This is a genomic window from Phenylobacterium sp. NIBR 498073 (genome assembly GCF_027286305.1).
Classification (GTDB): domain Bacteria; phylum Pseudomonadota; class Alphaproteobacteria; order Caulobacterales; family Caulobacteraceae; genus Phenylobacterium.
Window position 1 is genome coordinate 3,063,689 of sequence record NZ_CP114599.1, and the last position, 22,005, is coordinate 3,085,693.

Annotated in this window: 29 protein-coding genes and 1 pseudogene; 19 read left to right on the forward strand and 11 right to left on the reverse strand. The window is 67.4% G+C overall.

Features of this window, described 5'->3' with window-relative positions:
- Positions 1-152: 152 nt before the first annotated feature.
- The gene (locus O4N75_RS15350) at positions 153-335 is read right to left on the reverse strand and encodes a hypothetical protein (protein ID WP_269626348.1); all 183 of its coding nucleotides are present in this window, start codon (positions 333-335) and stop codon (positions 153-155) included.
- A 62-nt stretch (positions 336-397) separates the two neighbouring features.
- Here O4N75_RS15350 and O4N75_RS15355 point away from each other — a divergent pair, with 62 nt between their 5' ends.
- A complete protein-coding gene (locus O4N75_RS15355; RefSeq protein WP_269626349.1) occupies positions 398-1,066 on the forward strand; it encodes a S24/S26 family peptidase in 669 nt (222 codons plus the stop codon).
- 2 nt (positions 1,067-1,068) lie between these two features.
- Positions 1,069-1,269 (forward strand): annotated as a pseudogene (locus tag O4N75_RS21300) (recombinase family protein); the annotation flags it as partial.
- Positions 1,270-1,335: 66 nt separating this feature from the next.
- Here O4N75_RS21300 and O4N75_RS21305 read toward each other — a convergent pair.
- Positions 1,336-1,716 (reverse strand): excalibur calcium-binding domain-containing protein, encoded by a 381-nt coding sequence (locus O4N75_RS21305; protein ID WP_348649548.1) that lies wholly within the window; start codon positions 1,714-1,716, stop codon positions 1,336-1,338.
- A gap of 94 nt (positions 1,717-1,810) precedes the next feature.
- Here O4N75_RS21305 and O4N75_RS15365 point away from each other — a divergent pair, with 94 nt between their 5' ends.
- The 4 genes from O4N75_RS15365 to O4N75_RS15380 all read left to right on the forward strand — a co-directional run bounded on the left by O4N75_RS15365 (position 1,811) and on the right by O4N75_RS15380 (position 3,189).
- Complete coding sequence (locus O4N75_RS15365; RefSeq protein ID WP_269626351.1) at positions 1,811-2,140, forward strand: hypothetical protein; 330 nt, start codon at positions 1,811-1,813, stop codon at positions 2,138-2,140.
- Positions 2,121-2,540 (forward strand): hypothetical protein, encoded by a 420-nt coding sequence (locus tag O4N75_RS15370; RefSeq protein ID WP_269626352.1) that lies wholly within the window; start codon positions 2,121-2,123, stop codon positions 2,538-2,540. The genes O4N75_RS15365 and O4N75_RS15370 overlap by 20 nt, the downstream gene beginning before the upstream one ends.
- Positions 2,537-2,737: a hypothetical protein gene (locus O4N75_RS15375; protein WP_269626353.1), complete on the forward strand. Its 201-nt coding sequence runs from the start codon at positions 2,537-2,539 to the stop codon at positions 2,735-2,737. The genes O4N75_RS15370 and O4N75_RS15375 overlap by 4 nt, the downstream gene beginning before the upstream one ends.
- Before the next feature lie 68 nt (positions 2,738-2,805).
- Positions 2,806-3,189: a hypothetical protein gene (locus tag O4N75_RS15380; protein ID WP_269626354.1), complete on the forward strand. Its 384-nt coding sequence runs from the start codon at positions 2,806-2,808 to the stop codon at positions 3,187-3,189.
- A gap of 111 nt (positions 3,190-3,300) precedes the next feature.
- On the opposite strand, the gene O4N75_RS15385 is transcribed toward O4N75_RS15380, so the two are convergent.
- The gene (locus tag O4N75_RS15385) at positions 3,301-3,567 is read right to left on the reverse strand and encodes a hypothetical protein (protein ID WP_269626355.1); all 267 of its coding nucleotides are present in this window, start codon (positions 3,565-3,567) and stop codon (positions 3,301-3,303) included.
- A 113-nt stretch (positions 3,568-3,680) separates the two neighbouring features.
- Positions 3,681-4,100, reverse strand: a complete 420-nt coding sequence (locus tag O4N75_RS15390) for a hypothetical protein (RefSeq protein ID WP_269626356.1) — start codon at positions 4,098-4,100, stop codon at positions 3,681-3,683.
- A gap of 381 nt (positions 4,101-4,481) precedes the next feature.
- Between O4N75_RS15390 and O4N75_RS15395 the strand changes: the two genes are divergently transcribed.
- From O4N75_RS15395 to O4N75_RS15420, 6 genes are all read left to right on the forward strand, one after another.
- Positions 4,482-4,688, forward strand: coding sequence for a hypothetical protein (locus tag O4N75_RS15395; protein ID WP_269626357.1), 207 nt, complete (start codon positions 4,482-4,484; stop codon positions 4,686-4,688).
- Positions 4,689-4,746: 58 nt separating this feature from the next.
- Positions 4,747-4,935, forward strand: a complete 189-nt coding sequence (locus tag O4N75_RS15400) for a DUF3606 domain-containing protein (protein WP_269626358.1) — start codon at positions 4,747-4,749, stop codon at positions 4,933-4,935.
- Positions 4,936-5,055: 120 nt separating this feature from the next.
- A complete protein-coding gene (arr, locus tag O4N75_RS15405) occupies positions 5,056-5,463 on the forward strand; it encodes an NAD(+)--rifampin ADP-ribosyltransferase (protein ID WP_269626359.1) in 408 nt (135 codons plus the stop codon).
- Positions 5,464-5,800: 337 nt separating this feature from the next.
- A complete protein-coding gene (locus tag O4N75_RS15410; RefSeq protein WP_269629380.1) occupies positions 5,801-6,175 on the forward strand; it encodes a KGG domain-containing protein in 375 nt (124 codons plus the stop codon).
- A gap of 467 nt (positions 6,176-6,642) precedes the next feature.
- Positions 6,643-8,508 carry an alpha/beta hydrolase gene (locus O4N75_RS15415; RefSeq protein ID WP_269626360.1) on the forward strand — a complete coding sequence of 622 codons (1,866 nt, stop codon included), beginning with the start codon at positions 6,643-6,645 and terminating at the stop codon, positions 8,506-8,508.
- A gap of 166 nt (positions 8,509-8,674) precedes the next feature.
- Positions 8,675-9,484 (forward strand): PEPxxWA-CTERM sorting domain-containing protein, encoded by an 810-nt coding sequence (locus O4N75_RS15420; RefSeq protein ID WP_269626361.1) that lies wholly within the window; start codon positions 8,675-8,677, stop codon positions 9,482-9,484.
- A gap of 597 nt (positions 9,485-10,081) precedes the next feature.
- Here O4N75_RS15420 and O4N75_RS15425 read toward each other — a convergent pair.
- The 3 genes from O4N75_RS15425 to O4N75_RS15435 form a co-directional block, all read right to left on the reverse strand.
- Positions 10,082-11,845 (reverse strand): asparagine synthase C-terminal domain-containing protein, encoded by a 1,764-nt coding sequence (locus O4N75_RS15425; protein ID WP_269626362.1) that lies wholly within the window; start codon positions 11,843-11,845, stop codon positions 10,082-10,084.
- A complete protein-coding gene (locus O4N75_RS15430) occupies positions 11,842-12,483 on the reverse strand; it encodes a lasso peptide biosynthesis B2 protein (protein WP_269626363.1) in 642 nt (213 codons plus the stop codon). The genes O4N75_RS15425 and O4N75_RS15430 overlap by 4 nt, the downstream gene beginning before the upstream one ends.
- Positions 12,484-12,732: 249 nt before the next feature.
- Positions 12,733-13,341, reverse strand: coding sequence for a GntR family transcriptional regulator (locus O4N75_RS15435; protein ID WP_269626364.1), 609 nt, complete (start codon positions 13,339-13,341; stop codon positions 12,733-12,735).
- Between the two features lie 288 nt (positions 13,342-13,629).
- Between O4N75_RS15435 and O4N75_RS15440 the strand changes: the two genes are divergently transcribed.
- The 4 genes from O4N75_RS15440 (at position 13,630) to O4N75_RS15455 (ending at position 16,420) form a co-directional block, all read left to right on the forward strand.
- Positions 13,630-14,919 (forward strand): TrbI/VirB10 family protein, encoded by a 1,290-nt coding sequence (locus O4N75_RS15440; RefSeq protein ID WP_269626365.1) that lies wholly within the window; start codon positions 13,630-13,632, stop codon positions 14,917-14,919.
- Complete coding sequence (locus O4N75_RS15445; RefSeq protein ID WP_269626366.1) at positions 14,916-15,407, forward strand: S26 family signal peptidase; 492 nt, start codon at positions 14,916-14,918, stop codon at positions 15,405-15,407. The genes O4N75_RS15440 and O4N75_RS15445 overlap by 4 nt, the downstream gene beginning before the upstream one ends.
- An 11-nt stretch (positions 15,408-15,418) precedes the next feature.
- Positions 15,419-15,991 (forward strand): lytic transglycosylase domain-containing protein, encoded by a 573-nt coding sequence (locus O4N75_RS15450; protein WP_269626367.1) that lies wholly within the window; start codon positions 15,419-15,421, stop codon positions 15,989-15,991.
- Between the two features lie 72 nt (positions 15,992-16,063).
- Entirely contained in the window at positions 16,064-16,420 is a 357-nt protein-coding gene (locus O4N75_RS15455) for an AlpA family phage regulatory protein (RefSeq protein WP_269626368.1), read from the forward strand.
- Between the two features lie 12 nt (positions 16,421-16,432).
- Here O4N75_RS15455 and O4N75_RS15460 read toward each other — a convergent pair whose 3' ends face one another.
- The 3 genes from O4N75_RS15460 to O4N75_RS15470 form a co-directional block, all read right to left on the reverse strand.
- Positions 16,433-17,656: a DUF3363 domain-containing protein gene (locus O4N75_RS15460; RefSeq protein WP_269626369.1), complete on the reverse strand. Its 1,224-nt coding sequence runs from the start codon at positions 17,654-17,656 to the stop codon at positions 16,433-16,435.
- Between the two features lie 4 nt (positions 17,657-17,660).
- The gene (locus O4N75_RS15465; protein WP_348649504.1) at positions 17,661-17,933 is read right to left on the reverse strand and encodes a helix-turn-helix domain-containing protein; all 273 of its coding nucleotides are present in this window, start codon (positions 17,931-17,933) and stop codon (positions 17,661-17,663) included.
- Between the two features lie 206 nt (positions 17,934-18,139).
- Positions 18,140-19,681 (reverse strand): tyrosine-type recombinase/integrase, encoded by a 1,542-nt coding sequence (locus O4N75_RS15470; RefSeq protein ID WP_269626371.1) that lies wholly within the window; start codon positions 19,679-19,681, stop codon positions 18,140-18,142.
- 407 nt (positions 19,682-20,088) lie between these two features.
- Between O4N75_RS15470 and O4N75_RS15475 the strand changes: the two genes are divergently transcribed.
- On the forward strand, positions 20,089-20,226 hold the full coding sequence (locus tag O4N75_RS15475) for a hypothetical protein (RefSeq protein WP_269626372.1): 138 nt from the start codon (positions 20,089-20,091) through the stop codon (positions 20,224-20,226).
- Here the strand turns inward: O4N75_RS15475 and O4N75_RS15480 are convergent.
- Positions 20,223-21,221: an asparaginase gene (locus tag O4N75_RS15480; RefSeq protein ID WP_269626373.1), complete on the reverse strand. Its 999-nt coding sequence runs from the start codon at positions 21,219-21,221 to the stop codon at positions 20,223-20,225. The two genes, O4N75_RS15475 and O4N75_RS15480, sit on opposite strands and share 4 nt — an antisense overlap.
- Positions 21,222-21,407: 186 nt before the next feature.
- Here O4N75_RS15480 and O4N75_RS15485 point away from each other — a divergent pair, with 186 nt between their 5' ends.
- Positions 21,408-21,602: a hypothetical protein gene (locus tag O4N75_RS15485; protein WP_269626374.1), complete on the forward strand. Its 195-nt coding sequence runs from the start codon at positions 21,408-21,410 to the stop codon at positions 21,600-21,602.
- A 101-nt stretch (positions 21,603-21,703) separates the two neighbouring features.
- Positions 21,704-21,916: a hypothetical protein gene (locus O4N75_RS15490; RefSeq protein ID WP_269626375.1), complete on the forward strand. Its 213-nt coding sequence runs from the start codon at positions 21,704-21,706 to the stop codon at positions 21,914-21,916.
- Positions 21,917-22,005: the final 89 nt, after the last annotated feature.

Sequence of the window (22,005 nt, forward strand, 5' to 3'; positions counted from 1 at the left end):
GCGGCCCAACCAAAGTGAAGGCTGCAAGGAGCCGCGTCTTGCGCGGCGGGACGCGCCGTCGATCGGCCGGCGACGCCGCAGGCGCGCGGTGCGGCGCCCCCGTAGGAGCAGCGAAGCTGCGGGACCGAGGGCGATCGCCGGCCGGTCTCAATCTATCCGGCCGCGGCCGGAAGGCTCAGCCAGACCTGCAGAAGCCCGAGACAGGCGAGCACGACCAGGATGATGCCGATGACAAAAACGCCAGCGCCGGTGGCGTTGGCCTTGAACCAGCCGCCCACCTCGACGGTAAGCGAGTCCCTGGCGGCGGATGGCGGGGGTTTGGAACGCGAGACCATGCGTTCACTGTATGTTCTACACAGCCCTTTCGCAACCGATTTGCGTATGATACATACACATCATGTCGATCCCCGAACGCGCCGAGCGATTGAAGGCGGCCCGCCGTCGGGCGGGCTTCAAGACCGCCGCTGCGGCCGCCGCGCACTTCAACTGGAACCGCAACACCTACTCGTCCAACGAGAACGGCAATGCGCCCTACTCGTACAAGATGGCGAAGGAATACGGCGCCGCCTTCGACGTCTCACCCCAATGGCTATATGACGGCTTGGGCGCGTCAGATCCGGACGTGCCCACCCCGCCTCCGCCCGCGCGTCTCTCACTGGTTCCTGTCATCGGGCGCGTGGGCGCCGACACCGAGGGGCGCGTGCTGTTCGCCAGCGGCCAGGAGGCCGGCGACCTCGTGCCGCTGCCGCCGGGCGGGACGGACAAGGCCGTCGCCCTGAGGATCGTCGGACACTCGATGCGCGGCGTCGCCGATGAGGGCGGCCTGATCTACTTCGAGGATCAACGCACGCCGCCGACGCCGGACATGTTCGGGCACGTCGTCGTCGTTGAGACCTTGGAGGGAGAGGTCCTGGTCAAGCGCCTGCTGCGTGGGTCGCGCAGCGGACGCTACGACCTTGAGAGCGTCGTCGGACCTGTGCGCGAGGACGCCCGCATCCGTTGGGCGGCCCACATCACCGCGATCATTCCGCCGCATCAGGCGCGCCGCATCCTGCGAAGCGCCTAGCCGTGGCGGGCGCCCTCTCACGGCGCGCCGCGCAGTATCTGCGCGTCTCCAGCGACCAGCAACGCTATTCGCTGGCCGGCCAGTCCGCCCAGGTCGCCGCCTATGCAGAACGGCACGGCTTCCAAGTTGTGCGCACCTATCAGGACGCCGGCGTCAGCGGTGTGACGACGGCCGGCCGCAAAGGACTGCGCGCGCTCCTTGCCGACGTCGTGGGCGGTCATCCTCGGTCGGAGATAGCGCGGCGATTCTCATCTTCGCGGAAGGCGCAGCTACCGCTTGCGGTAGGGCTCGCAGGCGACGCCGTCATTGTCTCGATCAAGATGGCGGCCATATCCGGGCTCGCCGCGATAAAGGGGCGCAGCGCCCGCCGCCCGCGCCTGCGTGCAGTTGGCGAAGGCGCCGCGGCCGCTCAGCGTTTGAGGCGCCTTCGCCGGAGTCGCGCGCTGCGGCGCGCGGTGACAATGATAGCCGCCCCGCTTTCGGTCATGATGGCATCCCTGGCCGTCGAGCCCACCCGGATGGGCTTGCGCCATGGCGGCCCACAAGCCGAAACCGATGGCGAGCGCCCATGCGCGATTGATGGTCCGACTCACGACGCCCTCCCCAGAGCTCCGCCATCGAAAGCTGATTTCACGCCATTTCAATATCATGCGCCGATTTCCAAAGCGCGGCGCAACTCTCCGTCGCGTCCGTGAAGGCAAGGTTGCTTGACTCTTGCGTTCTCGTTCTGTTCACGTCCATTGCATGGAATGGAAGTGGCCGGACTACTACGCAGAAAGCCTGCAATCGCAGACCGTTGGGCTCTGCCGTGAGCGGGGCTGGTGCATCCTGCTGACCTGCGCCACCTGCGGTCATGGCGGGCGGTCCGGCGCACTCATCGAGTGGGCCGACCTGGAGCGCTACGACCCGTCGATGACCATGGCGACCCTCGCGAGCAACGCCCGATTTGAACGCTGCGGCCACCAGGGCGCCTGGATCGATCATCGTCATGATCCGGGGTTCGTCCTCGCGGGAAATCGCCCAACGCTGCCGGCAGCCGGCCAAGAGGCCGACCATGGGCGCCCGCAACACTGACCGCGTCCACATCTCCGAGTACCGGAGCAAGGCCCACACGATCTCTGACATGTGGAAGTACAACTGGCGCCTGCGCTCGGTCTGCGAGACCTGCGGCGTCCAGCGTCAGGAGAACCTCGACGCGATGATCCGCCTGCGCGGTCCCGGCCTCGTGCTCTGGGATAAGACCGGCGCCTGCCAGCGCGTGCTGGACATGGGCGTCTGTCAGGGCCGGCTGTTCTTCAAGGCCAAGCCGCCCGGCTCATCGGGCTACGACTTCCTCGGCAACGGCCCCCGGCCGCGGCGTCCCGCCAGCGGGCCGCAGTCCAGCGGTCAGGGCCCCTACATCAAGCCCGAGGAGATCGAGCCGACCGCTATGACCGCCGCCAGAGGGCCCCGCCCGCCGGAGCCAGGGACATGAGCAAGTACGAGACGCTGATTTCGGAGATGCGTTACCAAAACCGGCTGAAGATCACCTGCGCGTGCGGCCACAAGGCGGACTTCAGACAGTCCGACGCGATCAAGGTGTTTGGCCCCGACGCGACGCCGTTCGACATCCGCCGGCGCATGCGCTGCAGTCGGTGTCACGAGATCGGCAAGGTCGAGGTGACGATCTAGCCGTAAGCGGACCGACGAAATGGCCGAGATGGGTGGATTCCGGACCTTTCGCGGGGCAACCTGATCCCATGGCGAAGCTGCCCGTCAACCCGCTTGCTTGGGTCGAACCAGACCGTCGTTGGCTCTATCTCGCGTTGCTGGTGCTGACCCATCAACGGCTGACCAAAAGCCGTTTCGCGGTGGCCCGCCATGTGCTGCTCGATGATATGGAAATCTACGATGACCCGCGCCAAGGCGTAGGGAGTTGGCTGTTTCCGAATGAAGTGCGGCTTCTGGATCGGCTACCCCCCGCGTTCCTCCGCCCTCACCCGTGCAGTGACACGAAGGTAGACGACAATCAGGTACGTCGTGGCGCTGAAGATGACGCCCAACCCGGCCAAGCCGATCGCAGTCCTTGGCAACTCACCGCGCACGACCGACAACGCGACGGCGATGCCCGCTATGGACCATAGCCCCCAGGGACCAAGGGCCTTCTGCACGCACAGATAGTCTCGCTCCCTGACAGCCACATCGAAACGCCGAACCACACGCTCGTGATAGTCGCGCGCAAATTTTGGAAGCACCTAGTTCGCCCTCACAACTGCGCCGGCCGCGGCCTGATCGAAGCGCTGAAGCCCATCCTTCAGCAGCTCGATCGCCTGCAAGCGGATTTCGGCCTCTTCCGCACTGACCTCGACCTTCAGGCCGGCTGTGATCGACCTCATGGCGTCGCGCACGGCCTCCGGGTCTATCCAGGCCGCCAATTCGACCAGGGCGAGCTCGACAGCGGCCAGGCGCTTTTCTGTCTCAGTCATGCGGCGAAGGTGATGGCACTGAGTGTCGAGCGTCAATCGGCTGAGCTAGCGACTGCGCAGGTCGGACGAAGGTCCCCGTTCCGGCTGTGGGGGCTCGCTTAGGAGCGGGGCTCTTTCGGGGATCACCGGGTGGGGGGTCCCAGCAGGGTTCAAACTCGCCGGGCCTGTCGACGTTCGGTTGTGGCGCCTGCGAGCGCGGTTTGACGCCGCGTCGTCATGATCTGCACCGCCAGCTGGCTAAGGACCGCCTCTGCTGCAGCAGGCTTCTCAAAGAACGCACCGCGCGGAGCTAAGTCGGGAAACAGATCGTGGTCATAGCCGGATACAATCACGTAGGGGATCATCCGACGCCGAAGAATGGCTACGACTTGGCTGACGCTACCGTCTCGCAAGCCGACGTCCAGCACCGCGCCATCGAGATGGCCGCCGTCCAAGAGCTGCATCGCTTCAGCGGCCGTGCTGACAGGCCCTACGACGCGACTGTCTGCTTCCCGCAACGCCTCCGCCATATCTTCAGACAACAGGTAGTCGTCCTCGGCGACGAGGATGCGGTAGTTCGCCAGGTTCATAGCCGCGGATGCCTAGTTGGCCCACAGCGAACCAAAGTTTGTCGAACTGTCGCTGAAACGGGGTCAGCGCGCCGCCAGGATGGCGGGCTCTCTATAAATGCAACGTCTCATTGTCGAGTATGCTCCGCCAGGCCGATCACGATTGCGCGTCTGCGCGCTCTCGCGTGACCTCCTGGGGCCGCTTATCCTCGCGCAGGCCTTTGAACGACGCATGCCGTAGCTTGCCGCTGTCGTCCATTCGGCGATCTCACCGGCTCGAACGGCAGGAAGACGCGCGGCATGGTGGGGGCCACGTATGGCCGGCTTCGGCCCTGGCCTCGCACGCCAATGGAACCTCCTGGGTCTACCAGGAGTCGAGTCGGCCAGGAGGCCAGCGGTTCTATGATCAAGCCCAGCGACTTTTATTACATCGGCCGGAAGGACGGTGAACCGATCGACGAGGCCCGCCACTTCCACCGCTGCCAGACCTGCGGTCAGGCCGTCGACAAGCGCGACGTCGGTCAGGTCTTTCACCACAAGGTTCGCGAGCATTTGCCCCTCCCTGGCATGGACGAGACGCCGGCCGGCGCCGTTCCATCCCGACACTGAGGGAACGCCCTGGCGCGCGATGCGCTACTAACCAGCTGGGAATTGCCCGGAGATCGCCATGCGACCCGACGAGCCGAAGACCTTCGACCGGCACGAGCCCATCGACCTCGCCAACCCTGACAAGGTCAGGGAGATCACTGAAAAGCTGGACTGTTCAGAGCAAGAGCTAGCCGACGCGGTGGATCAGGTGGGGGCGCACCCCGTCGCCGTGGCGCTCAAGTTCGGCCGGCCGGAGCTGGTGGTTTAGAAATCACCTTCCACATCGCCGACCGCCCTTTCCGATTTGGGAGAGAAGTTCTTTCGTTCAAGTGTTGTCTCGCCACGGAATATGCCCAGACTTCGGGACCCTCAACGGGAGGGTCAACGCTTGTCCAAAAATGCAACACCGTTCGCGCAGGCCTACTTTCACGGCACCAAGGCCGACGTCGCGGTCGGCCAGATTCTTGAGCCGGGATACCGCTCGAATTTTGACGGCCGGCCTTCCACCCACGTCTACATGACCGCAACACTAGACGCGGCGATCTGGGGTGCTGAGCTCGCATTCGGCGATAGTCCAGGTCGAATCTATGTCGTCGAGCCCACCGGCCCGGTTGAAGATGATCCAGACCTCACCAACCAGCGATTCGTAGGCAACCCCTCGATGTCATTCCGTACGCAATCACCGCTGCGTGTCCTGGCGGAGGTTGTCGGCTGGACCGGACACTCCCCAGATCAACTCGCGTCGATGAGACGGCGCGTAGAAGATGTCATGGCTTCGAGCGGCGAACGCAGGTGAAACAAACGTGCCTGCCCGGACCTAGAAACGGGCGCCCGCCTCCCGTTGGCGGGGCGGCATGCGCTGGACTTCGCCAAGCTCACAACTGGCGGGTAGCGCATGGCGGGACGATGTCGCTCTACCCTTCAGGCAATGTCAGACGAAGAGCTCGAAGAACTCGCTATAGCCCTGCACGAGATCGCCTTTGACTAACGACAAACTCACCGCCTCTCAGCAGACCGCTCTGGCTGAGGTCTCACAGATCGAGCTTGGCTGCGCCCTGGTCCCGACGCCGGACAGGCGCGATGACTTTCGCGCGCTGGTCGCACGGGGCCTGGCGCAATCCTACGGACAGGGATTGGGCGGCGAAGGCTTCGCGCCGACCGCCGCTGGCCGCAAGGAGGCCAGCAAGAACTCGACGCCCGGTGCACGGGAGCGCAAGCCCCGGGGGTTCGCCCTGCTATCTCCTGAACGACGCCGCGAAATTGCGAGCATGGGCGGCAAGTCCGTCGCACCCGATGACCGGGCCTTTTCGAGGGATCGAAATCTTGCCTCAGCCGTCGCCCGCAGTGCTGCGCAGAAACCCTGCTGGCTAAGCCTCAGGCCTCGACGGCCCCGCGGAAGCCAGGGGCGCCATCGGAACTGCGAAGTCCTCAGGCGGCGACGGCTCGTGGCGCCGGAGCGTCATGTTCGAAGTCGGCATCGTGACGCTCAGGATCATCCACGCCGATGACGCGCCAAGCGCCTGCGATGGCGCCTCTCGCCTAGCGCTATGCTCCCCTGATTGGCTGTTGTCATGCTGTCTCTTCTTTGAAGCGAGCGATATCTACATGCTCAGAACCTGCAAACTCCTCGCGGGCGGCTTGGGGCGGCCTCACGCCCATGCCGCCAGGGTCTAGTATAGTTTGGAGTTTGTCGGTTCAGAGCAAATATTTGTTAGAACTGCGCGCATAGGATCGGATCAATATTGCGCAGCAAGGGACACTTGAGGACATTGCGTGGCGGCCCTACCCGTTTTCAAGGCATCGTCGGGTTCAGCTTGCTGACGATCCCCGCCGAACGCCCGCTAGGCGTTGCCTGCGATCAGCGTACTTGCACCGCCCCCCTGTGGCGTTCGATGGGTGTGCGACCTTGCATCGACCGACCACTGGCGGGGGAAGGCTATCTTAACCGCCGTCGATCGCCGGTTTCTGCGGCGCCATGAACGCCGACGACGATGGGCAAGCGAGCCTGGCGGATCGTTTTCTCGCGCGCTTCAACGCCGCCGGTGGCGATTCGTCCCCTCTGTCACTGCTGGCGGATGATTCTGCTGGGTATCTCGAGGCGGTCACCATCCGCACCAGCGAGTTTTCGGCGGCGATCGAGCAAGCGGCGGACGCGGTTCAGGGAACCACGGCTGACCTGATTGGCGGCTCCTTCGCTTCTGCGGCCTGCCTGCCCAGCGGCGCGGTCCTTGTGGCGGATGACGCGTTCAGAGCGTGGCTGATAGAGGGGGAGGATGTCGCCCCCAGCATCGACATTCGCGTCGATGGCAGCGCGCAGCTCAGCTTGCTTCTTCAGAGCCGAACCGGACGCCCCGTCGCGGTAACCTCGGCTGGGAAGGCGGCGGCGCGCAGCTGGCCGCTTTCGCGCGACGTGCGGACGGAGCTGGATGCAGGCCGTGCAACCCATGCGGTCCTGGCCTTCTGCCCTGACGGCCTTGGGTGGGCCCGAGCTTCCTCCGCGCTTGGTCTTACCCCTGCGCAATCGCGCCTCGTCACCGCGTTGGTTCTGAAAGGCGATCTGCGCTCGGCCGCGCGGGTCGTCGGCATCAGCTATGAAACCGCACGCACCACGATCGGCGACGCCATTCAGCGCGTTGGCGCCAAGCGGCAAACGGAACTCGTACGTCTTGTCCTAAGGCTGGCGGGCGGCGATCTGCGTGAGCCTGACACGGTGACCCGGGTCTTCGCGGACCTTTTCGGGCTCACGCTTCGCCAAGCGCAACTCGCGCGCATCATCGCATCCGGTGCGACCCGCGCAGAGGCGGCGCGCTTGCTGGGGTTGTCGCAACATGCCGTAAAGACTGATCTTAAGCACGTCCACGTGACATGCGGGGCGACCAGCGCGCTCGACCTCACGCGATTGAGCGCAGAGGTCGACGCCCTAACAGGCCTCGCCACCGCCTGCGACATACGCCTGGCGCGCGCCGAGCAATCGACGCCATTGCGTCTCCTGGCCAGGATCTGGGCGCCAGGACGGATCGCAGTTTCTGATCACGGACCGGGCGATGGCTTTCCGGTGTTCATCCTTCACACCCTGGCCATGGGCAGGGAGCTTTCGCCGCGATTTATCGAGGCCCTGAAGTCCCAGGGCCTAAGACCGATCGTCTTTGAACGTTCCGGATTTGGCCTCACCGACTTCGTTCAGGGCGAACCGATCGAAACATTCGTTCGCGATTTCCAGACCGTCATCGACGCGCTTGGATGCGAGCAAGTGCTGCTTGTCGCGATCGGGATGGCGCATGGCGCGGTAAGCGCGGCCGGACGTTTGCCAGATAGAGTGAGGGGCGGCCTCCTCATAAATCCCGGCCCGCCCGCTCGGCTCGATCGCTCGCGTCGCGGCTTCCTGGGCGCAAGCCGAGCTATCTTCTACGAAAGGCCCTGGCTGGCCGAAAAAATGGCGCGGTTGCTCTCCCAGCGAACCAATTCGGAAGCGATCGCACGCCTAGTGCTTGATAGCGTGCGGGGCAGTTCGGCCGACGCCGCTGCGCTCCAGGATCCCGCCGAGCTCGATGTTCTCGTGCGGGCCTGTCGCCAGTGCGCGCAGTCGATGCGGGGCTTCCTCGCAGAGATCATCGCCAGGGGCGCGGGCAGTGAGGCGGCGGCTCTGGCTGATGGTCGCGCATGGACGCTTGTCTTCGGCGACCAGGACGCCGTCTTCGACCAATCGGCGTCAATGCCGTTCTGGCAGGAGAAGCTTCCAGGAGCGCGCATCGTCCGCCTGCCGGACGCAGGGCGCCTGGTCCATCTCACCCACAGCACGATTGTCGCTGAACTCTGCGGCGAACAAGTCCTTCGCAGATAGCGCCGGACTTACCTCAAATGGGGGTTCCGCCGGTCCTTGGCCGAAATTACCGCTGGTCACCTCGCGGGAAGAGGAGCTGGGCGGCGCGCCGCTGCGGTCTTGGACCGCATGGCACGCAGTTTCACGCCGCGCGGCTTCTTGGCCCGCGGGTGACTAAGGGGGACTTATGGAAAGGAATTTTCGCCGATTGGCGCTGGCGGCCGCGTTCAGCTTCGTCGCTTCGCAGGCTATCGCCACGCAGGCCGATGCAGGGGTGCTGGTCGCCTCGGGTGACGAATGGACTTTGAGCAACCACGCCTTCGCCGCACCATATCAAGCTGGAACCACGGCCTTTGTGAAGGACCTAGCGGCGACCTTCGGCGGCGCCAACTATCTTCTGCTGACGGGCAATGGAAACGTCTCGAGCAGCCAACTTAGCTTGCTCACCGCAGAACTCACGGCGTTGGGCAAGACCGTCCAAAGCTCAAACAGTTTCGATGCCGCCACCATCGACGGCTATGACGCCGTCTTTCACTTTGGCCAAGGTCTAAGCGCAGGGCAGCTTACTGATCTCGATTCCTACCTGACGGGCGGCGGAAACGCTTATGTCTCCCTGGGCGCAGGTTGGTATGGAACAGCCGCCGGGGAGGCGGCCACCTGGAACCCCTTCCTGGCGAACTACGGGTTGGTGGCCGGCTCGACCTGGTTCACGGCGACCGGCTTCGTCGATGCTGCGGTGACCACAGGGCCAGCGGGCGCGACCAATCTGATCTGGGGCTATGGGCAATCTATTGAGCGACTGCCGGCCGGTCAGGGCGTGTCGTACGTTCGAGGAAGCTTTGTCGGCGGTCCTGAAGACATCGGGTTGGTGGGAGCAAGCCAGTCGCTGGGCGTCAGCGCGGTCCCCGAACCCAGCAGCTGGGCGCTGATGATCCTGGGCTTTGGCCTGACGGGTCTGGCGATTCGGCGGCGCGCATCAGCCGCCGCGCCGGCTTGAGGAAGTGGAGAGCCGAGCCCGGGGCCGCGTGAGATGAGCCGCCGGCGATAGTGAAGGTCGTGCAGCGCGCTCAGGCGAAGCGCAGCGTCCCGGCGCGCTGCACTCCCGATCGCTTTTTCTCCAGCAGGTCCACGGGGTCGCGCCTCCGCCCATAGGTTCCGAGGAGCCCGGCCGCGCAGGGGGGAACTGATTACTTGATAGGACAGTCCGTGCGGATGTCGGGAGAGCCCGACGCCCGTCCTCAGGACTTATAGCCGGTGCTAAATAACGACTTTCAATTGATTGTTGCCGCTTTGCCGCCTTTGCGCGTCCCCCCGCCGAAACCGCAGGCCTCGAATGGGCTGATGCGACAGGGGAGCTATTGTCGCCGTCCGGTACGGCGACGTCCTTCTCTGGTCGAGCGACGGCCGCTTGCTTGGGCTTCAATTTCCCAGCCGCGAGTGGGGGCGTCAACGCCCAGTGCGCCGGTGCTCGAGCCTTGGGGCGTGGGCGGGGCGCGGTCTGGTTTGGGAGCTCTCGATCAGGTCAGAGCCATGCCTTTCCCGATCGGTGCATTCTCCGTCCTCTGCGATCCGGGCTCGGATCCGACAGAAAAGCTCAATTGGTTTGGGCGTGGTTCACGGGCCCACGCGGCAGCCGCGCCAGCAAAGAATATGGCCCAGTGTTGCGCGCCGTACGCGCCTCCCAGCTGCAGACCCACAGTTCCAGGGCCGCGCTGGTCATGATCGCCCCGTAACCGCCTCGCCAGACCAGTTGCTCGACCGTGAGCATTCGCTCGAGCGCCTCCCGATCCAGCAGCCCCTCGGCCGCCAACCGCCCCTCAAGCAGGAGCGGCCGCAGCTCGTCCAGGCCGGAAGCGATCAGGCGCCCATAGTGGCTGGTGAGCCGGCCCTTGCCCTGACGCGCGATGACGCCGGCGGGCAACCGGTCGGCGAAGGCGGCGCGCGCGAGCGCCCGGTCGTGTCCGCCCGCCGTCAGCTGCACGACGTCGAGCGGCAGACAGGCCTCCATCAGCGGCTGGCTGAGCAAGGGATGGCGCAGCCTGGCCGCCGTTCCGCGCCGGCTCGCGCCGTTCAGCGACAAGGCCGCGGCCAGGCACGCGACCTGCAGCGCCTTGGCCGGCGGGAGACCGGCTGCGTCGGCGAGCCAGGGATGGACGCCGGCCGCCCTGGCTCCGTCCCAGGCGGCGGGCGAGAGGTGCTGTGGCCGGGCCTTTAGTCCAGGCGCGCCCAGCCGCGCGCCGAGCGCTTCGCGCAGGATGCTCCAGGTCGAGCGGCCGGTTCGTCGGGCGAGCACCGCGAGCAGCGCCGGACGAATCGCGCCCGGAAGCGCATCGGCGGCGATCAGCGCGCTGGGCGCCTGGAAGAACAAATGATCGCCGCCCTGGCCGGTCATCAGGACATCGGCGCCCAGCTCCCGGCAGCAACGGGCCATATCGCGGTCATGCTCGAAATCGAGCGCATTGAGCGCCGGCCGCGCCCCCGTCGCCCGCTCCTCCAGCGCGGCGAGGTCGAACGCCGGCGGGGACTTTTCGATTTCGATGAGCTCGAGCCCAAGCCGACGGGCGATCTCACGCGCAAACGGACGCTCGTCGGCGCCAAGCTCGCGCGAATAGTAGTTCACCGCCACCACGTCGCGGCCCTTGAGCGCGCTGGCGACGATCGCCGAGTCCAGGCCGCCGGAGAGTTCGATCACGGTCCGCGTGCCTGCCTGCGCGCCGACGACCTCGTCGACCACCGCCCGCAGCCGCTCCTCCGCCTGCCCCCCGCCGCTTTCCCTCCGACGGGCGACATGCGCCGGGCGCCAGATGGGCCTCGCCCCGTCGCGCACCGACCAGAGCTCGCCCGGCGCGATGGCCTGCACGTGGCTCAGGGCCAGTTCGCCAGAGGCCATGGCCGGGTCGGCGAGGATCGCCCCGAGCCGCCCCCAGTCGACGCCCAGACCGGGCGGCAGCCAGCGGCCCAACCAGGCCGGCAGGTCGTCGGCGATCAGCAGGGCCTCGCCAAATCGCCAGGCCAGCGCGTCGAGTTCGCCGGAAGGACAGCGGAGCACCGTCCAGGATCCGCCCGGCCCGTTACCCACGACCGCGACATAGCCGCCCCAGGCGGTTGCACAGAGATGTTCGGCCATCTCCCGCGCAGGCCGCCGGGCGATCGGCGTGACGGCGCCCGCGCGCTCGTGCAGGTCCCCGATCAGCACGCCGCCTGCGATTGCGCGGACCGGCGGCGGACATGGGCCGCCATGCGCCACCGTCAGGCCGTCCGCCCGCAGGGCGATCGTCCAGTCCTCTGGCGCGGCCCGCTCCAGATCGGAGAGCCATACAGGCCGTTCCCCCGGCCAGGCGATGACCAGGTAACTCATGGCTCGAGCGCCAGGATCGGCTCAAAGCCGGCGACATGTTCGAGATGGTCGTCGAGCACCAAGTCCCCGGCCTGAAGCCAGCAGTGGGCCTCGAAGGTGTAGGTCTGCACCCCGAACACCCAGCTTGCCGAAACGCCGTGGCGTCGCAGAAAGGCGAGCAGAAAGCAGCTGCGGAAGAGGCAGACGCCCTGCGCCGGAACCCAGGGCAGCATCCTTTCGAAGTCGTGCGCCAGGCGCCCGATCAGCGCCTCGTCCCCACATGCGCCGTTCGCCTGGCGCTGCGATCGCGCGATCATCTCGCCAAAGGGAACGCGCCAGTAGCTGCGGGCAAGGTCGCTCCATGCCAGCGCCATCGTAAGAGGACGGGCGCGCCGTCCAGGCAGGCAGGCGGCCAGGTCGCGCGCCGCCGGCGGGGCGAGGAAACGCGGCTCGGCCGGACCCGTCTCGATCGCGCCGGCTTCGGCAAGCGCCTCGGCCAGATCCTGGGCGCCGACCCTGAGCGCCGTCGTTCCGGCGCTCAGGGCGATGTAGGGCGCGCAGCCCGGAAGGCAGGCATAGGAGCCTTGCCTCAGATTAAGGAGAACCAGGTCCTCGCCGCAGCAGGCGGCGTGGACGTGGGGCGAGAGGCGATGGGTCATGCGGTGATGAGATTGCGAAGGAGCGAGCGCCGCCCCGGGAGCGCGGCGCTCGCAAAGTCGCCTTACGGGTGCGGCTGGTAATCCAGCTCGTAGTCGGCGCCCACGATGCCGCGGGTCAGGCACTTGGCGTCACCGAAGGTGATGAGCTTGAACTTCGAAGACATGGCTGCCTCCTTGCTGGCGTTCGTCGCGGTCTTGCGACAGGACCAGGAAGCATTCGCCTTCAAATTGATTCAAAGCATATCTCGACTATTGCGGGACTATATTCTCGTCCTGCCCGGCCTGGCTCCGCAGCGCCGCGACGATGGCGCGGCCGCTCGACAGCCTGCGCTCGTGATAGGCCGCCAGTTCCTGACGCAGGTCATCGATCTCAACGACCCCTAGCAGCGCCGACAGTTCGCCTTCCACGTCGCTGAGCACACGCTCCTCGACGAGCCGAGGCGCGGCGAGCCGGTCGGCGAGCAGGCGGTTGGCCCTGGTCAGCGCAGCGCTGTGGCTCTGGTGGACGATGTGGGCGAAGAGATCCTCTGCGCTCGCGGCCGCGCTCGGTTCGAGACCGGGCCCACGGGCGCCTGCGCGCGACAGCGCAATGTCCAGATAGGCGCCCTGCAACTCATAGAGATCCGTCAGGTCGACGACATCGAGGCGCCAGGCGAAGTAGCCCTGTCCCCGGCGGTCCTCGATCAGGCCTTCGCCGGAGAGCCGCGACAAGGCCTCGCGGACAGGCGTGGCGCTGAGGTCGAGATCGTTCGCCAGCTCGGTGATCGCCAGGCGCTCGCCCAGTACATATCGACCTGCCCGCACGCGTTGACGCACTGCACAGATCGCCTGCCCGAATGGATCGCGATCCTTCTCCATGACCTGCCTGAACCGCCCCGATCCGCCTCGACCACTGGTTGTCGTCTCTATGGCAGGGTGGGAAGAGACGGCGGCCCCGAAAATCCCGCAGAGGAGAAAATCGCACCCTACCCCGCGCTTGCGGCGAATATACGCAAACTTCTTTCGCAACCAACCGCCGTTTCCAAAAGGTTTCCACCGCGAAAACACGCGATGCGGCGCCGGCGCGGCGCCCCACAGGATTGCGGGGAGCACGCTGGCGCAAATTCAGCTAACGATGGGATGCTCGACAGCCGGAGGTTGCGACGCATGACGACAGGCCTCGGCGAACGCCAGAGCCTTTCCGCCGCGTTGGAAGAGATCCCAGCCAACCTACCTTCGGCTGAAGCGCCGGCGCTGACCCTGATCGGAGACGACGGCAAGCCGGTCCTTGCCAACTACCGCCAGCAGGGGGGGGCTATTCACGGTCGATGGCGTCATAGACCTCGCCGAACTTCGGCTCGGCAAGGCGCAGGTCGTCCGCATCGCCCGGCAGCGGGAGGGCTCGCGATGAGCAAGACGCCTCCAGCCGTGGCTCCTGACCAGGGACTCCTGGCTCGCGTTCTGCGCCCGCCGGTTATCCGGCTCAAGAAGAGCGCGGCGATCACGCTGGTCCTGGCCGGCGCCATGCTGCTGGCGGGCGCTCTGACCTGGTCGTTCGTCGTCGTTCCGCAGATCCGCGACGCCCAGCGGCAGGCCGCTCGGGAAGAAGACCCTCCCAACGCCCAGCAACAGGCGCGGCCAAGCGAGATCGTGACCAGCCAGCCGGCGAGCTATGACCGGCTGCCTGCCCCGCGCGTTCTCGGCGGCGCGCCGGATGCGCGGAGCGAGCCACCCAAGCCGCAGCCCGCTCGCGCTCCGCCCACGCCGGCGCCGAGATCAATCGCGGCTACTGATCGCCGTGAGGCCGAGCGCGCGGCCCTGCTCTTCACCCTTCCCCATGCAAGCCCTGGCCGCCCTCCGCCCGAAGCGTCGGCGGCGACCTCGCCAGAAGCTTTCGCGCTAAAGGCCGGCTCGATCATCCCCGCGCGGCTGCTGAGCGCCATCGACACCGCCCGGCCAGGGCCCGTGGTCGCCGTCGTCAGCGCCGAGGTCTTCGACAGCGCCAGCGGCCGCAGACTCCTGATCCCGCAAGGCGCGCGTCTGGTCGGGAGTCACGAAGGCGCCTCGCGCTACGGAGATCGACGGGTCGTCCTCACCTGGGAGCAGCTTCAGTTGCCGGACGGTCAGACCGTCGCGCTTTCCGGCGCGCCTGGTGTCGATGCGCAGGGCGCGAGCGGCGTCGAGGGCCGAGTCGATCGTCGCCTGGGACAGCTTTCGATCGCGACGCTCTTCGCCGGGGCCGTCACCGCGCTCGGCCAGGCTGCGCGGGACGGCGACAACGAAGCCGGCGGCCTTCTGCTGGACGTCGGCGACGCTGCGGCCATCGAGGCGGCCCGTGTCGGCGGCAAGCTGATCGATCGCGAGCTGCAGGTCTCGCCGTCCATTCGTCTCGAGGCTGGCGCTCCGCTACGCGCGCTGCTCACCCGCGACCTCCAGTTAAAGGCCTGGACGCCATGATCGCTTCACGGCGCACCGCCCTGGCGGCGTTGGCGATGTGCGCGCTCGGCCTGGCCAGCCAGACCGGACTGAAGCTGGCGATCGTCAATGAGAGCCCGAGCCTTCCGCGGGGGCTCTATTTGCGCCAGCCCTCCGGCGCCCTGCAGCGCGGCGCCATCGTCGCCTTGCCCCAACCGTCCAGCGCGCGCGCCTATCTGGCCGGGCTGGGCGCGCCCGGCGACATCCTTCTCCTCAAGAGGATCGCCGGCATGCCTGGCGACATCGTCTGCGCAAGCGATGGCCTGGTGCAGGTGCAGTCCAGGCAGGTCGCGGTCCGGGCAAGAGACCATGGCGCACGAGCGCTGCCGACCTGGGCCGGCTGCCGCCCCCTGCTGGCCGGGGAAGTGTTCCTGCTCGGCGACACCCCTGACAGCTTCGACAGCCGCTACTTCGGGCCGGTCTCCGCCGAAGACCTGGCCGGGACGTTCGCACTGGTCGTCCGATGGTGAGGTTCGTCGCCGTGCTGCTTCTGATCGCCTCCTCCCGGCCCGCCTTCGCCGCCGACTGGTCGCGCGCCGGCGGCGGCCTCCTCATCAGGCAGGACGCCGGCGCGCAGGCAGACAGCCCTGCGCCCGCGCCTCCAGCGCCCCGACGGGCCGCTCAGCCGTTCGACGATCTGATCGTCTCCGCCGCCGCGGTTCATGGTTTGGATCCGAAGCTGCTTCACGCGCTGGTCGTCGTGGAGAGCGCTTACCGCCCCGATGCGCTCTCGTCGGCAGGCGCCGCCGGCCTCACGCAATTGATGCCGTCCACAGCCGCCGAGCTCGGCGTGCGGGACCGCTACGACATCGAGCAGAACCTTAGCGGCGGCGCGCGATACCTTTCTGAGCAGCTTCGCCGTTTCGGCGACGTACGTCTGGCCCTCGCCGCCTACAACGCCGGCCCGTCGAGGGTCAGCGCGCAGGGGCGGGTACCGCAGATCGCCGAGACGCAAAACTATGTGTCGGCCGTCGTTGACTGCTACCTGGCCCTGAGCGCCGGTCGCGCCGTGCGCACAGCCAGCGGATGCCGCTCGCCGGCAGGTGCAAGATGACACCGCCGCCGCCCCACGCCGCCCGCCATGGGTCGATGGCCGTTCGATCTGCGGCTCCTGGGGAGGCGCGACATGCCCCCGCCTGAAGACCACCTGCCCGTCAGCGGCAGACTGCTGTCCTGGCCCGCTGTGCGCGAGAAGGTCGGCATCAGCCGGACGACCGCCTGGCGGCTGCAGAACCGTGGGGCCTTCCCGCGACCGGTCGAGATTTCGGCCGGGCGCGTCGGCTGGAGGGAGGAAGACATCGAGGCCTGGGCGGCCAACTTGCCGCCCCGCACAGTGCGCAAGACAGGCGTGGCCAGGGTGGACGGCCAAAGACTCCGGCTCATCCCGCCCGATCAGCCATCGCCGGCCGCGGCGGGCGCCAAGCCGGTCCGAGGCCGTTCGCGTCCGCAAGCGCCTTCCCGCCAGCTCGGCTTCGACTTCTGACACCCAGCGTCCTCATAGCGACGTTCCGAGATCACGCGCCGCGCCCAGGACGGTCAGCTTCACCCCTTTGGGCGAGACTTCCATCACGACCTGCGCGCCGCGATCTGGCGGGGGCGTTCCAGGGCCAAGCGTCGCATAGTGCTCTGCGCCCGCGCGATCGCGCACGATCGCATAGCTGACCGCGCCGATCTCGTCGTGATGGCCCGATCGCGCCACTTCCCCCACGATCCTGCCCGCCGCCTGAATGCTCACGCTTCGCCCGATTTCGAGCTGGCGCTGGTTGAGGGTCCGGATGACGTCCATCCGAAGCTGGGCTTGGCGCAGGTGTTTTTCGAGGCCGGGGCTCAGTCGGTATCGGGCCCCGACGCGCTGGGCGAGCCCGATCTGCTCCAGATGACGCAGCCTGCCGCGGCTCAGCGCCGACCAGGCGTCGGTACGTCCGACGCCATCGGCGACCAACCCATGCTCGTCGGCGTCGGCCACCAGCTGGCGATCGAGTTGCGTAAACCGAGCGGCCTTGGTCTGACGCCAAAGTCGCTGCTCGGCGGCCTGGCGGCTGAGATCGCCGAGACGCTCCTGGGCCGCAGCCTGGGCGTGGATCCGGATGCCGTGCGAGATCACCGCCCGGGGCATGACGAGGTCAAGTCCATCCGCCCGCCGGCCGCGCACCAGCACATGGGCGTGGGGCTGGTCGGTATCGAAGTGGCAGGTGGCGATCCAGGCAAGCTGCGGTTCATGCAGATCCTTCGCCGTCCGCGCCATCACGTCCCTCACATAGTCGGGCAGATCAGCGATCCTGTCCCCATGCTCGGGAGAAATGATCAGCCGGAAGTGATGGCGGTCCTGGCGCCAATCCCTGATCGCCTGCGCTGCGGAGAGGCCGTCCTCGTCACGACTGAAAAACGTCGGCCGCGCGCTGTCTTCTCCCGCTCCCGCGCGGCCAAGATAGGCGACGTGGCGGCCCAGCACGCCCGCGCCTGCAGAACGTCCGAAGCGCCGGGAAACCAGCGCCTTGACGACGCCCCTCTGCGAGGCGTCGATGTGCATGGGCCGCCGTCCCCATGCACCGCTTCGATCGCCAAGGGCGAACCGGCGGTTGGCTGCAAGCTTCACAAGGATCTGGGTGCGGACCGGTTCCCCTGCTCGCCTCAATGACTTCGGCAGCGCGACGTCGGGCGGCTCGGCGGCATGCGGCCTCGCCGCGAGGCGCTCTTCCATGAAGTCGCGCACCAACATGGCGCTAGCGCTGCGCGCCGGGCATCCGGCTTGGCGGCCGCGCAGGCGCCAGGCGTTCAGCCGTGACGTCGCTGGTCGATGCCCGGCGTCCGCGTTCGGCCCAGTCCTGCAGGTCCGCCACGGCATAGACGACCCGCCCGCCAATCTTGCGATAGGTCGGACCGGTGCCATAGGTGCGGTGTTTTTCGAGCGTGCGGCCCGATACTCCGAGAAGCCTGCCCGCCTCGGGTGTGCGCAGGAAACGCTCGGGGAGCGGCGAGAAGTGGGTGTCCATCATGGCCTCCGATGCTGCTTGGAACCTCATCACTAGGCGCCAAGCTCAGATCGCCGCAAAGCTCCTTCATGAAAGCGGACCACCCGCCGCCAGTTCCTCGCCGTGTTCAGGTCGTTTCATTGAAACAGCGGGAAACAAGGCGCACACGCCCGCAACCTTGCATCACATTTTCTTGAGATAAATCAGTTAGATCGACCTGCGTCGTGACTCTAGGCCGACGCCGATCTGCGCGCGCTCAGCAAGACGACATTTCCTCCGATAGCTGGCGGCGGCGCCTTCGCGGTCGGGTGCGCCGCGCGCCAGGCGTCGAGGTCCCCCATCGCATAGACGATGCGCCGGCCGACCCGTCTGAACCGGGGTCCGGTTCCCATCCAGCGGTAGGTCTGCAGCGTGCCGACCGTGTGCCCGAGGAAGTCCGCCGCTGCGGCGGTGTCCATCCAGCGTGTCTCGACAACCGCACCCAGCACGGACTCCATTCCGGGCGGCGGCGGCGCGAGTTCGGCGCGGCGATGTCGCTGCGGCGAGGGCCCCTCACCAATTCCCAGGAGCCGCGCCGCCTCCGACGAGATTCTAGAGGCCGCATCCTTCAACGGATGGTCCGACAGGTGCGCATAGCGCTGCGTGGTCTTCGCGCTCCGATGCCCCAGCAGCGCGCCGATCACCAGCAGGCTGTCTCCACCGGCCGCGCCAAGGCTCGCGAACGCGTGCCGAAGGTCGTGCACTCTCAGGTCGCCCAACCCCGCGGCGGCGCGGATGCGCCTCCACGTGGATTGGAGGTCGGCGAGATGGCCTTCGCCGCCGCGTCCGGGAAAGAGATAAGGATTTCCGACGACCTCGGGCAGCGCCAGCAACACCTCCAGGGCGGCGGCGCCAAGGTGGACGACCTTCGCTCCCGTCTTGCTGTCGGGAAGACGAAGGCAACTGTTGTGGGCGTCGAGATAGGATCGCTGAGCGGTCAGCACCTCGTTCCTGCGGCAACCGGTGAGCGCCAGCACTCGGATGGCGGCGAGCGCATAGGGGCTCTCCACACCCAAGGCCTCGGCTGCAGCCAGCGCTTCGCCCAACCGAGCCAGTTCGGCAGGCGCCAGAAACCGCCCGAGCTTTCTTTCAGGGAACTTTCGCACCCCTTGCACTGGGTTGTCCGGCCGCACTTTGTGGCGGACAGCCAAGGTGAAGGCCGCAGACAGCGTCGTCACGGCCGAGTTCGCAGCGCCCTTGCCGCCTCGCACCCGGCTCACCCCGCGCTTGACGGCGGTCTTGGCCCGGCGCGCGGTCTTGCCGGCGGCGATATCGACAAGCAACTGGTCGATATCGGGCGCATCGACGTCGCGAGCTCGCCGGGCTCCAAGCAACGGTTTGATGTGGTTTCGGATGTCGGCCCGCGCCGAGGCGACCGAAGAGGGCTTGGAAGCGGCCATGCCGACCTCAAGATAGAGATCGCAGAGCTCAGCGATGGTCAGTTCGGCGCGCTCGGCGGCTTTTTGATCCTGCGGGTCGCTGCCGCTCGCCACCTGCCCCAAGAGAACGCGCGCCCGCTCCCGGGCGGTCTCGACCGTCCATGGCGATCCATGAACGCCGATCTTGTAGCGGCGCGAGCGGCCGGCGAAGCGGTACTGTAGGACATAACTGCGATGCCCGTCCGGGGTGACCTTGACGCCGAACCCCACCACCTCGCTGTCCCAGACGAAGCGGATGCGCGGCCCGCATTCCACGCTCTCGACCAGCTTTCTCGTCAGTTTGGAACGAACCATGACCATGGCCTCCGATTTCAACCACAACCTGCAGATGGCGCCAGGTAACTAATAAGCACCCGGTAAGCGCCAGAACGCTTGCTGCAGCGAAAAGGATCGAAGGCCGTCGAAGCTAAGTCAATGTATTATCGTAGTTTTTCGCACGCCCGCGAGCTATCGGAAAGGTTGTGGGCGGTTTGGTAAGGCTGAGGTCGGCAGTTCAATCCTGCCCGGCGGCACCATCAACCCCCAGTCCAGCACAGGACTGGGGGTTGACCACACCCCCCCCCCCACATCGAAACCCGGATCGTCTGACGCAGGACGCCCTTCGGCAGGGCCGCCCCAACACGTACACGTCATGCGCGAGCATTGCGCGGATCGGTAGATCGGCTATCTCTGCTCTCAGCGCAGTCGCGCTGGGGGGAAGCATGTCGGGTAAGGAACGCCTTTCGGCGCGCGGACGCATCGGCGTGCGTCACGGATGGCTTGGACGCGCCGCGCTTGTGGTCGCCCTGCTCGCCTTCCTGGCCCTCGGCCTGGCGCTGGAACTGCGCCAGACGCCCTAGGCGCTGGCGCGCACGAAGGCCGCGGCGATCTCCTCGCGCGTCGCGCCGGCCCCCAGCAGCAGGCTGAGCAGCAGCCGCGCCTTGCGCGCGTCCAGCAAGCCCGCGCCGATCAGGCCCCGGCCCAGCAGGTCGATCTCGCCGCCCGCATAGCCATAGGTCTTGTCCAGCGTCTCCCCGCCGCCGGCGCGCGAGGCGAGCACCACCGGCGCGGTCGCGGCCAGCTGCGCCAGCGGCTCGACCATGGCCGAGGGCACGTGGCCGCCGCCCACCGCCTCGACCACCATTCCGGCCACCGGCTCCCGGGTCAGGTCGCGCAGCGCCTGCGCATCGCCGCCGAACACCATCGGCAGCAGGATCACCCTCGGCGGCGGCCCCTTCCAGGCGATCGTCGGCGCGCGCTGGGCCGGCCGCAAGGCGATCCGCACCCGATCCTCGACCACCCAGCCGAGCGGACCGATCGTCCCAGAGCCGAAGGCCGAGGTCTTGTGCGTGTGGCGCTTGGCGACGAACCGCGCGGCGTGCACCTCGTCGTTCATCACCGCCACCACGCCGAGGCCGCGGGCCGCCGGGCTGGCGGCCACCCGGATTGCGGCGGCCAGGTTGGCCGGACCGTCGGCGCCGGGCTTGGTCGGGTCGCGCATCGCCCCGGTCACCACCACCGGCTCGTCCAGGTCGAGCAGCAGGTCAAGCAGATAGGCCGTCTCCTCCAGGGTGTCGGTGCCCTGGGTGACGACCACCCCGTCCGCCCCGCCGGCGACCGCCGCGGCGATGCGCTCGGCCAGGGCGGCGACGTCGGCGAAGCCCAGCTCGACGCTCGCCGCCTTCGAGACGCTCTCGCCGGTGACCTGCGCCACAGCGGCCAGCTGCGGGATCCCGGCCAGCAGATCATTGGCGTCCAGCTTGGGGACCACGCCGGAGCCGGCCGCTCCCTCCATGGAGATCGTGCCGCCCAGGGAAAAGACGGTGATGCGCGGGCGTGGGGCGGCGGACGGCAAGACTGACCTCAGGGAACGGTTGCGAACGGCTCTCTTGGCGCGCTTGGCGGCCCTGCGCCAGTCCTGATGCGCCGCCGCAGGGCTAGGCCCGAGGCCAGCAGCTCGGCCCTCCCCGTCCGTCGCGTTCTGCTATGATGGCGCCATCGCTCTCCGGCCGCCCCAGGCCGCGCGCTTCAGGACGATCCCATGCCGAGGGAACTCCACTACATCGATCGCCAGGATCACGAGCCGATCGACGACGCCCGCCATTTCCACATCTGCGCCCGCTGCGGACAGCCGGTCGACAAGCGCGACCCGGGCGCGCTCGCCCGCCACGAGGCCAGGGGCCACCTGCCGGCTCCAGTTCGGACCGACGCCGGCGCGCCCCCGGCCGCCCCTTGAAATCGGCACGCACAATGTCGGCATCTTGCCGCCACCGGGGCCTGGAGGTAGGCTCGACGCCTCCCCCGATCATGCGCCGCGACTGCGGCGATCGGGGTCGCATGCGCGTCTATTCCTTTTCCCTGGTCAATCATCTCGGCGAGCGGTTCCGCACGCGCACCGCCTCTTGTGACGACGATGCGGCGGCCATCGCCCACGCGCGCCGCTTCGAGCGCGAGGGCTACCCTGTCGAGGTCCATATCGAAGGGCGCCGCGTCTCGCTGTCGGCGATGCCGACCTGGAGCGCCGAGCCGTGGCTGCGCCACCTGCTCTAACCGGCATCGGCAGGTTCCAGGGTCCGAACCTGCCGATAGCGACGATAGAGACGCGCCCGGCGCCGCCGGACCGCGCTTTCCGGCCCCTA

Coding starts and splice junctions, on each gene's coding strand:
- O4N75_RS15475 (WP_269626372.1), top strand. CDS start 20,089: ATGTCGGGTAAGGAACGCCTTTCGGCGCGCGGACGCATCGGCGTGCGT.
- O4N75_RS15445 (WP_269626366.1), top strand. CDS start 14,916: ATGATCGCTTCACGGCGCACCGCCCTGGCGGCGTTGGCGATGTGCGCG.
- O4N75_RS15420 (WP_269626361.1), top strand. CDS start 8,675: ATGGAAAGGAATTTTCGCCGATTGGCGCTGGCGGCCGCGTTCAGCTTC.
- O4N75_RS15350 (WP_269626348.1), bottom strand. CDS start 335: ATGGTCTCGCGTTCCAAACCCCCGCCATCCGCCGCCAGGGACTCGCTT.
- O4N75_RS15380 (WP_269626354.1), top strand. CDS start 2,806: ATGGCGAAGCTGCCCGTCAACCCGCTTGCTTGGGTCGAACCAGACCGT.
- O4N75_RS15415 (WP_269626360.1), top strand. CDS start 6,643: ATGAACGCCGACGACGATGGGCAAGCGAGCCTGGCGGATCGTTTTCTC.
- O4N75_RS15355 (WP_269626349.1), top strand. CDS start 398: ATGTCGATCCCCGAACGCGCCGAGCGATTGAAGGCGGCCCGCCGTCGG.
- O4N75_RS15490 (WP_269626375.1), top strand. CDS start 21,704: ATGCGCGTCTATTCCTTTTCCCTGGTCAATCATCTCGGCGAGCGGTTC.
- O4N75_RS15425 (WP_269626362.1), bottom strand. CDS start 11,845: ATGAGTTACCTGGTCATCGCCTGGCCGGGGGAACGGCCTGTATGGCTC.
- O4N75_RS15485 (WP_269626374.1), top strand. CDS start 21,408: ATGCCGAGGGAACTCCACTACATCGATCGCCAGGATCACGAGCCGATC.
- O4N75_RS15435 (WP_269626364.1), bottom strand. CDS start 13,341: ATGGAGAAGGATCGCGATCCATTCGGGCAGGCGATCTGTGCAGTGCGT.
- O4N75_RS15370 (WP_269626352.1), top strand. CDS start 2,121: ATGGGCGCCCGCAACACTGACCGCGTCCACATCTCCGAGTACCGGAGC.
- O4N75_RS15455 (WP_269626368.1), top strand. CDS start 16,064: ATGCCCCCGCCTGAAGACCACCTGCCCGTCAGCGGCAGACTGCTGTCC.
- O4N75_RS15440 (WP_269626365.1), top strand. CDS start 13,630: ATGACGACAGGCCTCGGCGAACGCCAGAGCCTTTCCGCCGCGTTGGAA.
- O4N75_RS15390 (WP_269626356.1), bottom strand. CDS start 4,100: ATGAACCTGGCGAACTACCGCATCCTCGTCGCCGAGGACGACTACCTG.
- O4N75_RS15470 (WP_269626371.1), bottom strand. CDS start 19,681: ATGGTTCGTTCCAAACTGACGAGAAAGCTGGTCGAGAGCGTGGAATGC.
- O4N75_RS15395 (WP_269626357.1), top strand. CDS start 4,482: ATGATCAAGCCCAGCGACTTTTATTACATCGGCCGGAAGGACGGTGAA.
- O4N75_RS15365 (WP_269626351.1), top strand. CDS start 1,811: ATGGAATGGAAGTGGCCGGACTACTACGCAGAAAGCCTGCAATCGCAG.
- O4N75_RS15375 (WP_269626353.1), top strand. CDS start 2,537: ATGAGCAAGTACGAGACGCTGATTTCGGAGATGCGTTACCAAAACCGG.
- O4N75_RS15460 (WP_269626369.1), bottom strand. CDS start 17,656: ATGTTGGTGCGCGACTTCATGGAAGAGCGCCTCGCGGCGAGGCCGCAT.
- O4N75_RS15430 (WP_269626363.1), bottom strand. CDS start 12,483: ATGACCCATCGCCTCTCGCCCCACGTCCACGCCGCCTGCTGCGGCGAG.
- O4N75_RS15400 (WP_269626358.1), top strand. CDS start 4,747: ATGCGACCCGACGAGCCGAAGACCTTCGACCGGCACGAGCCCATCGAC.
- O4N75_RS15465 (WP_348649504.1), bottom strand. CDS start 17,933: ATGATGGACACCCACTTCTCGCCGCTCCCCGAGCGTTTCCTGCGCACA.
- O4N75_RS21305 (WP_348649548.1), bottom strand. CDS start 1,716: ATGATATTGAAATGGCGTGAAATCAGCTTTCGATGGCGGAGCTCTGGG.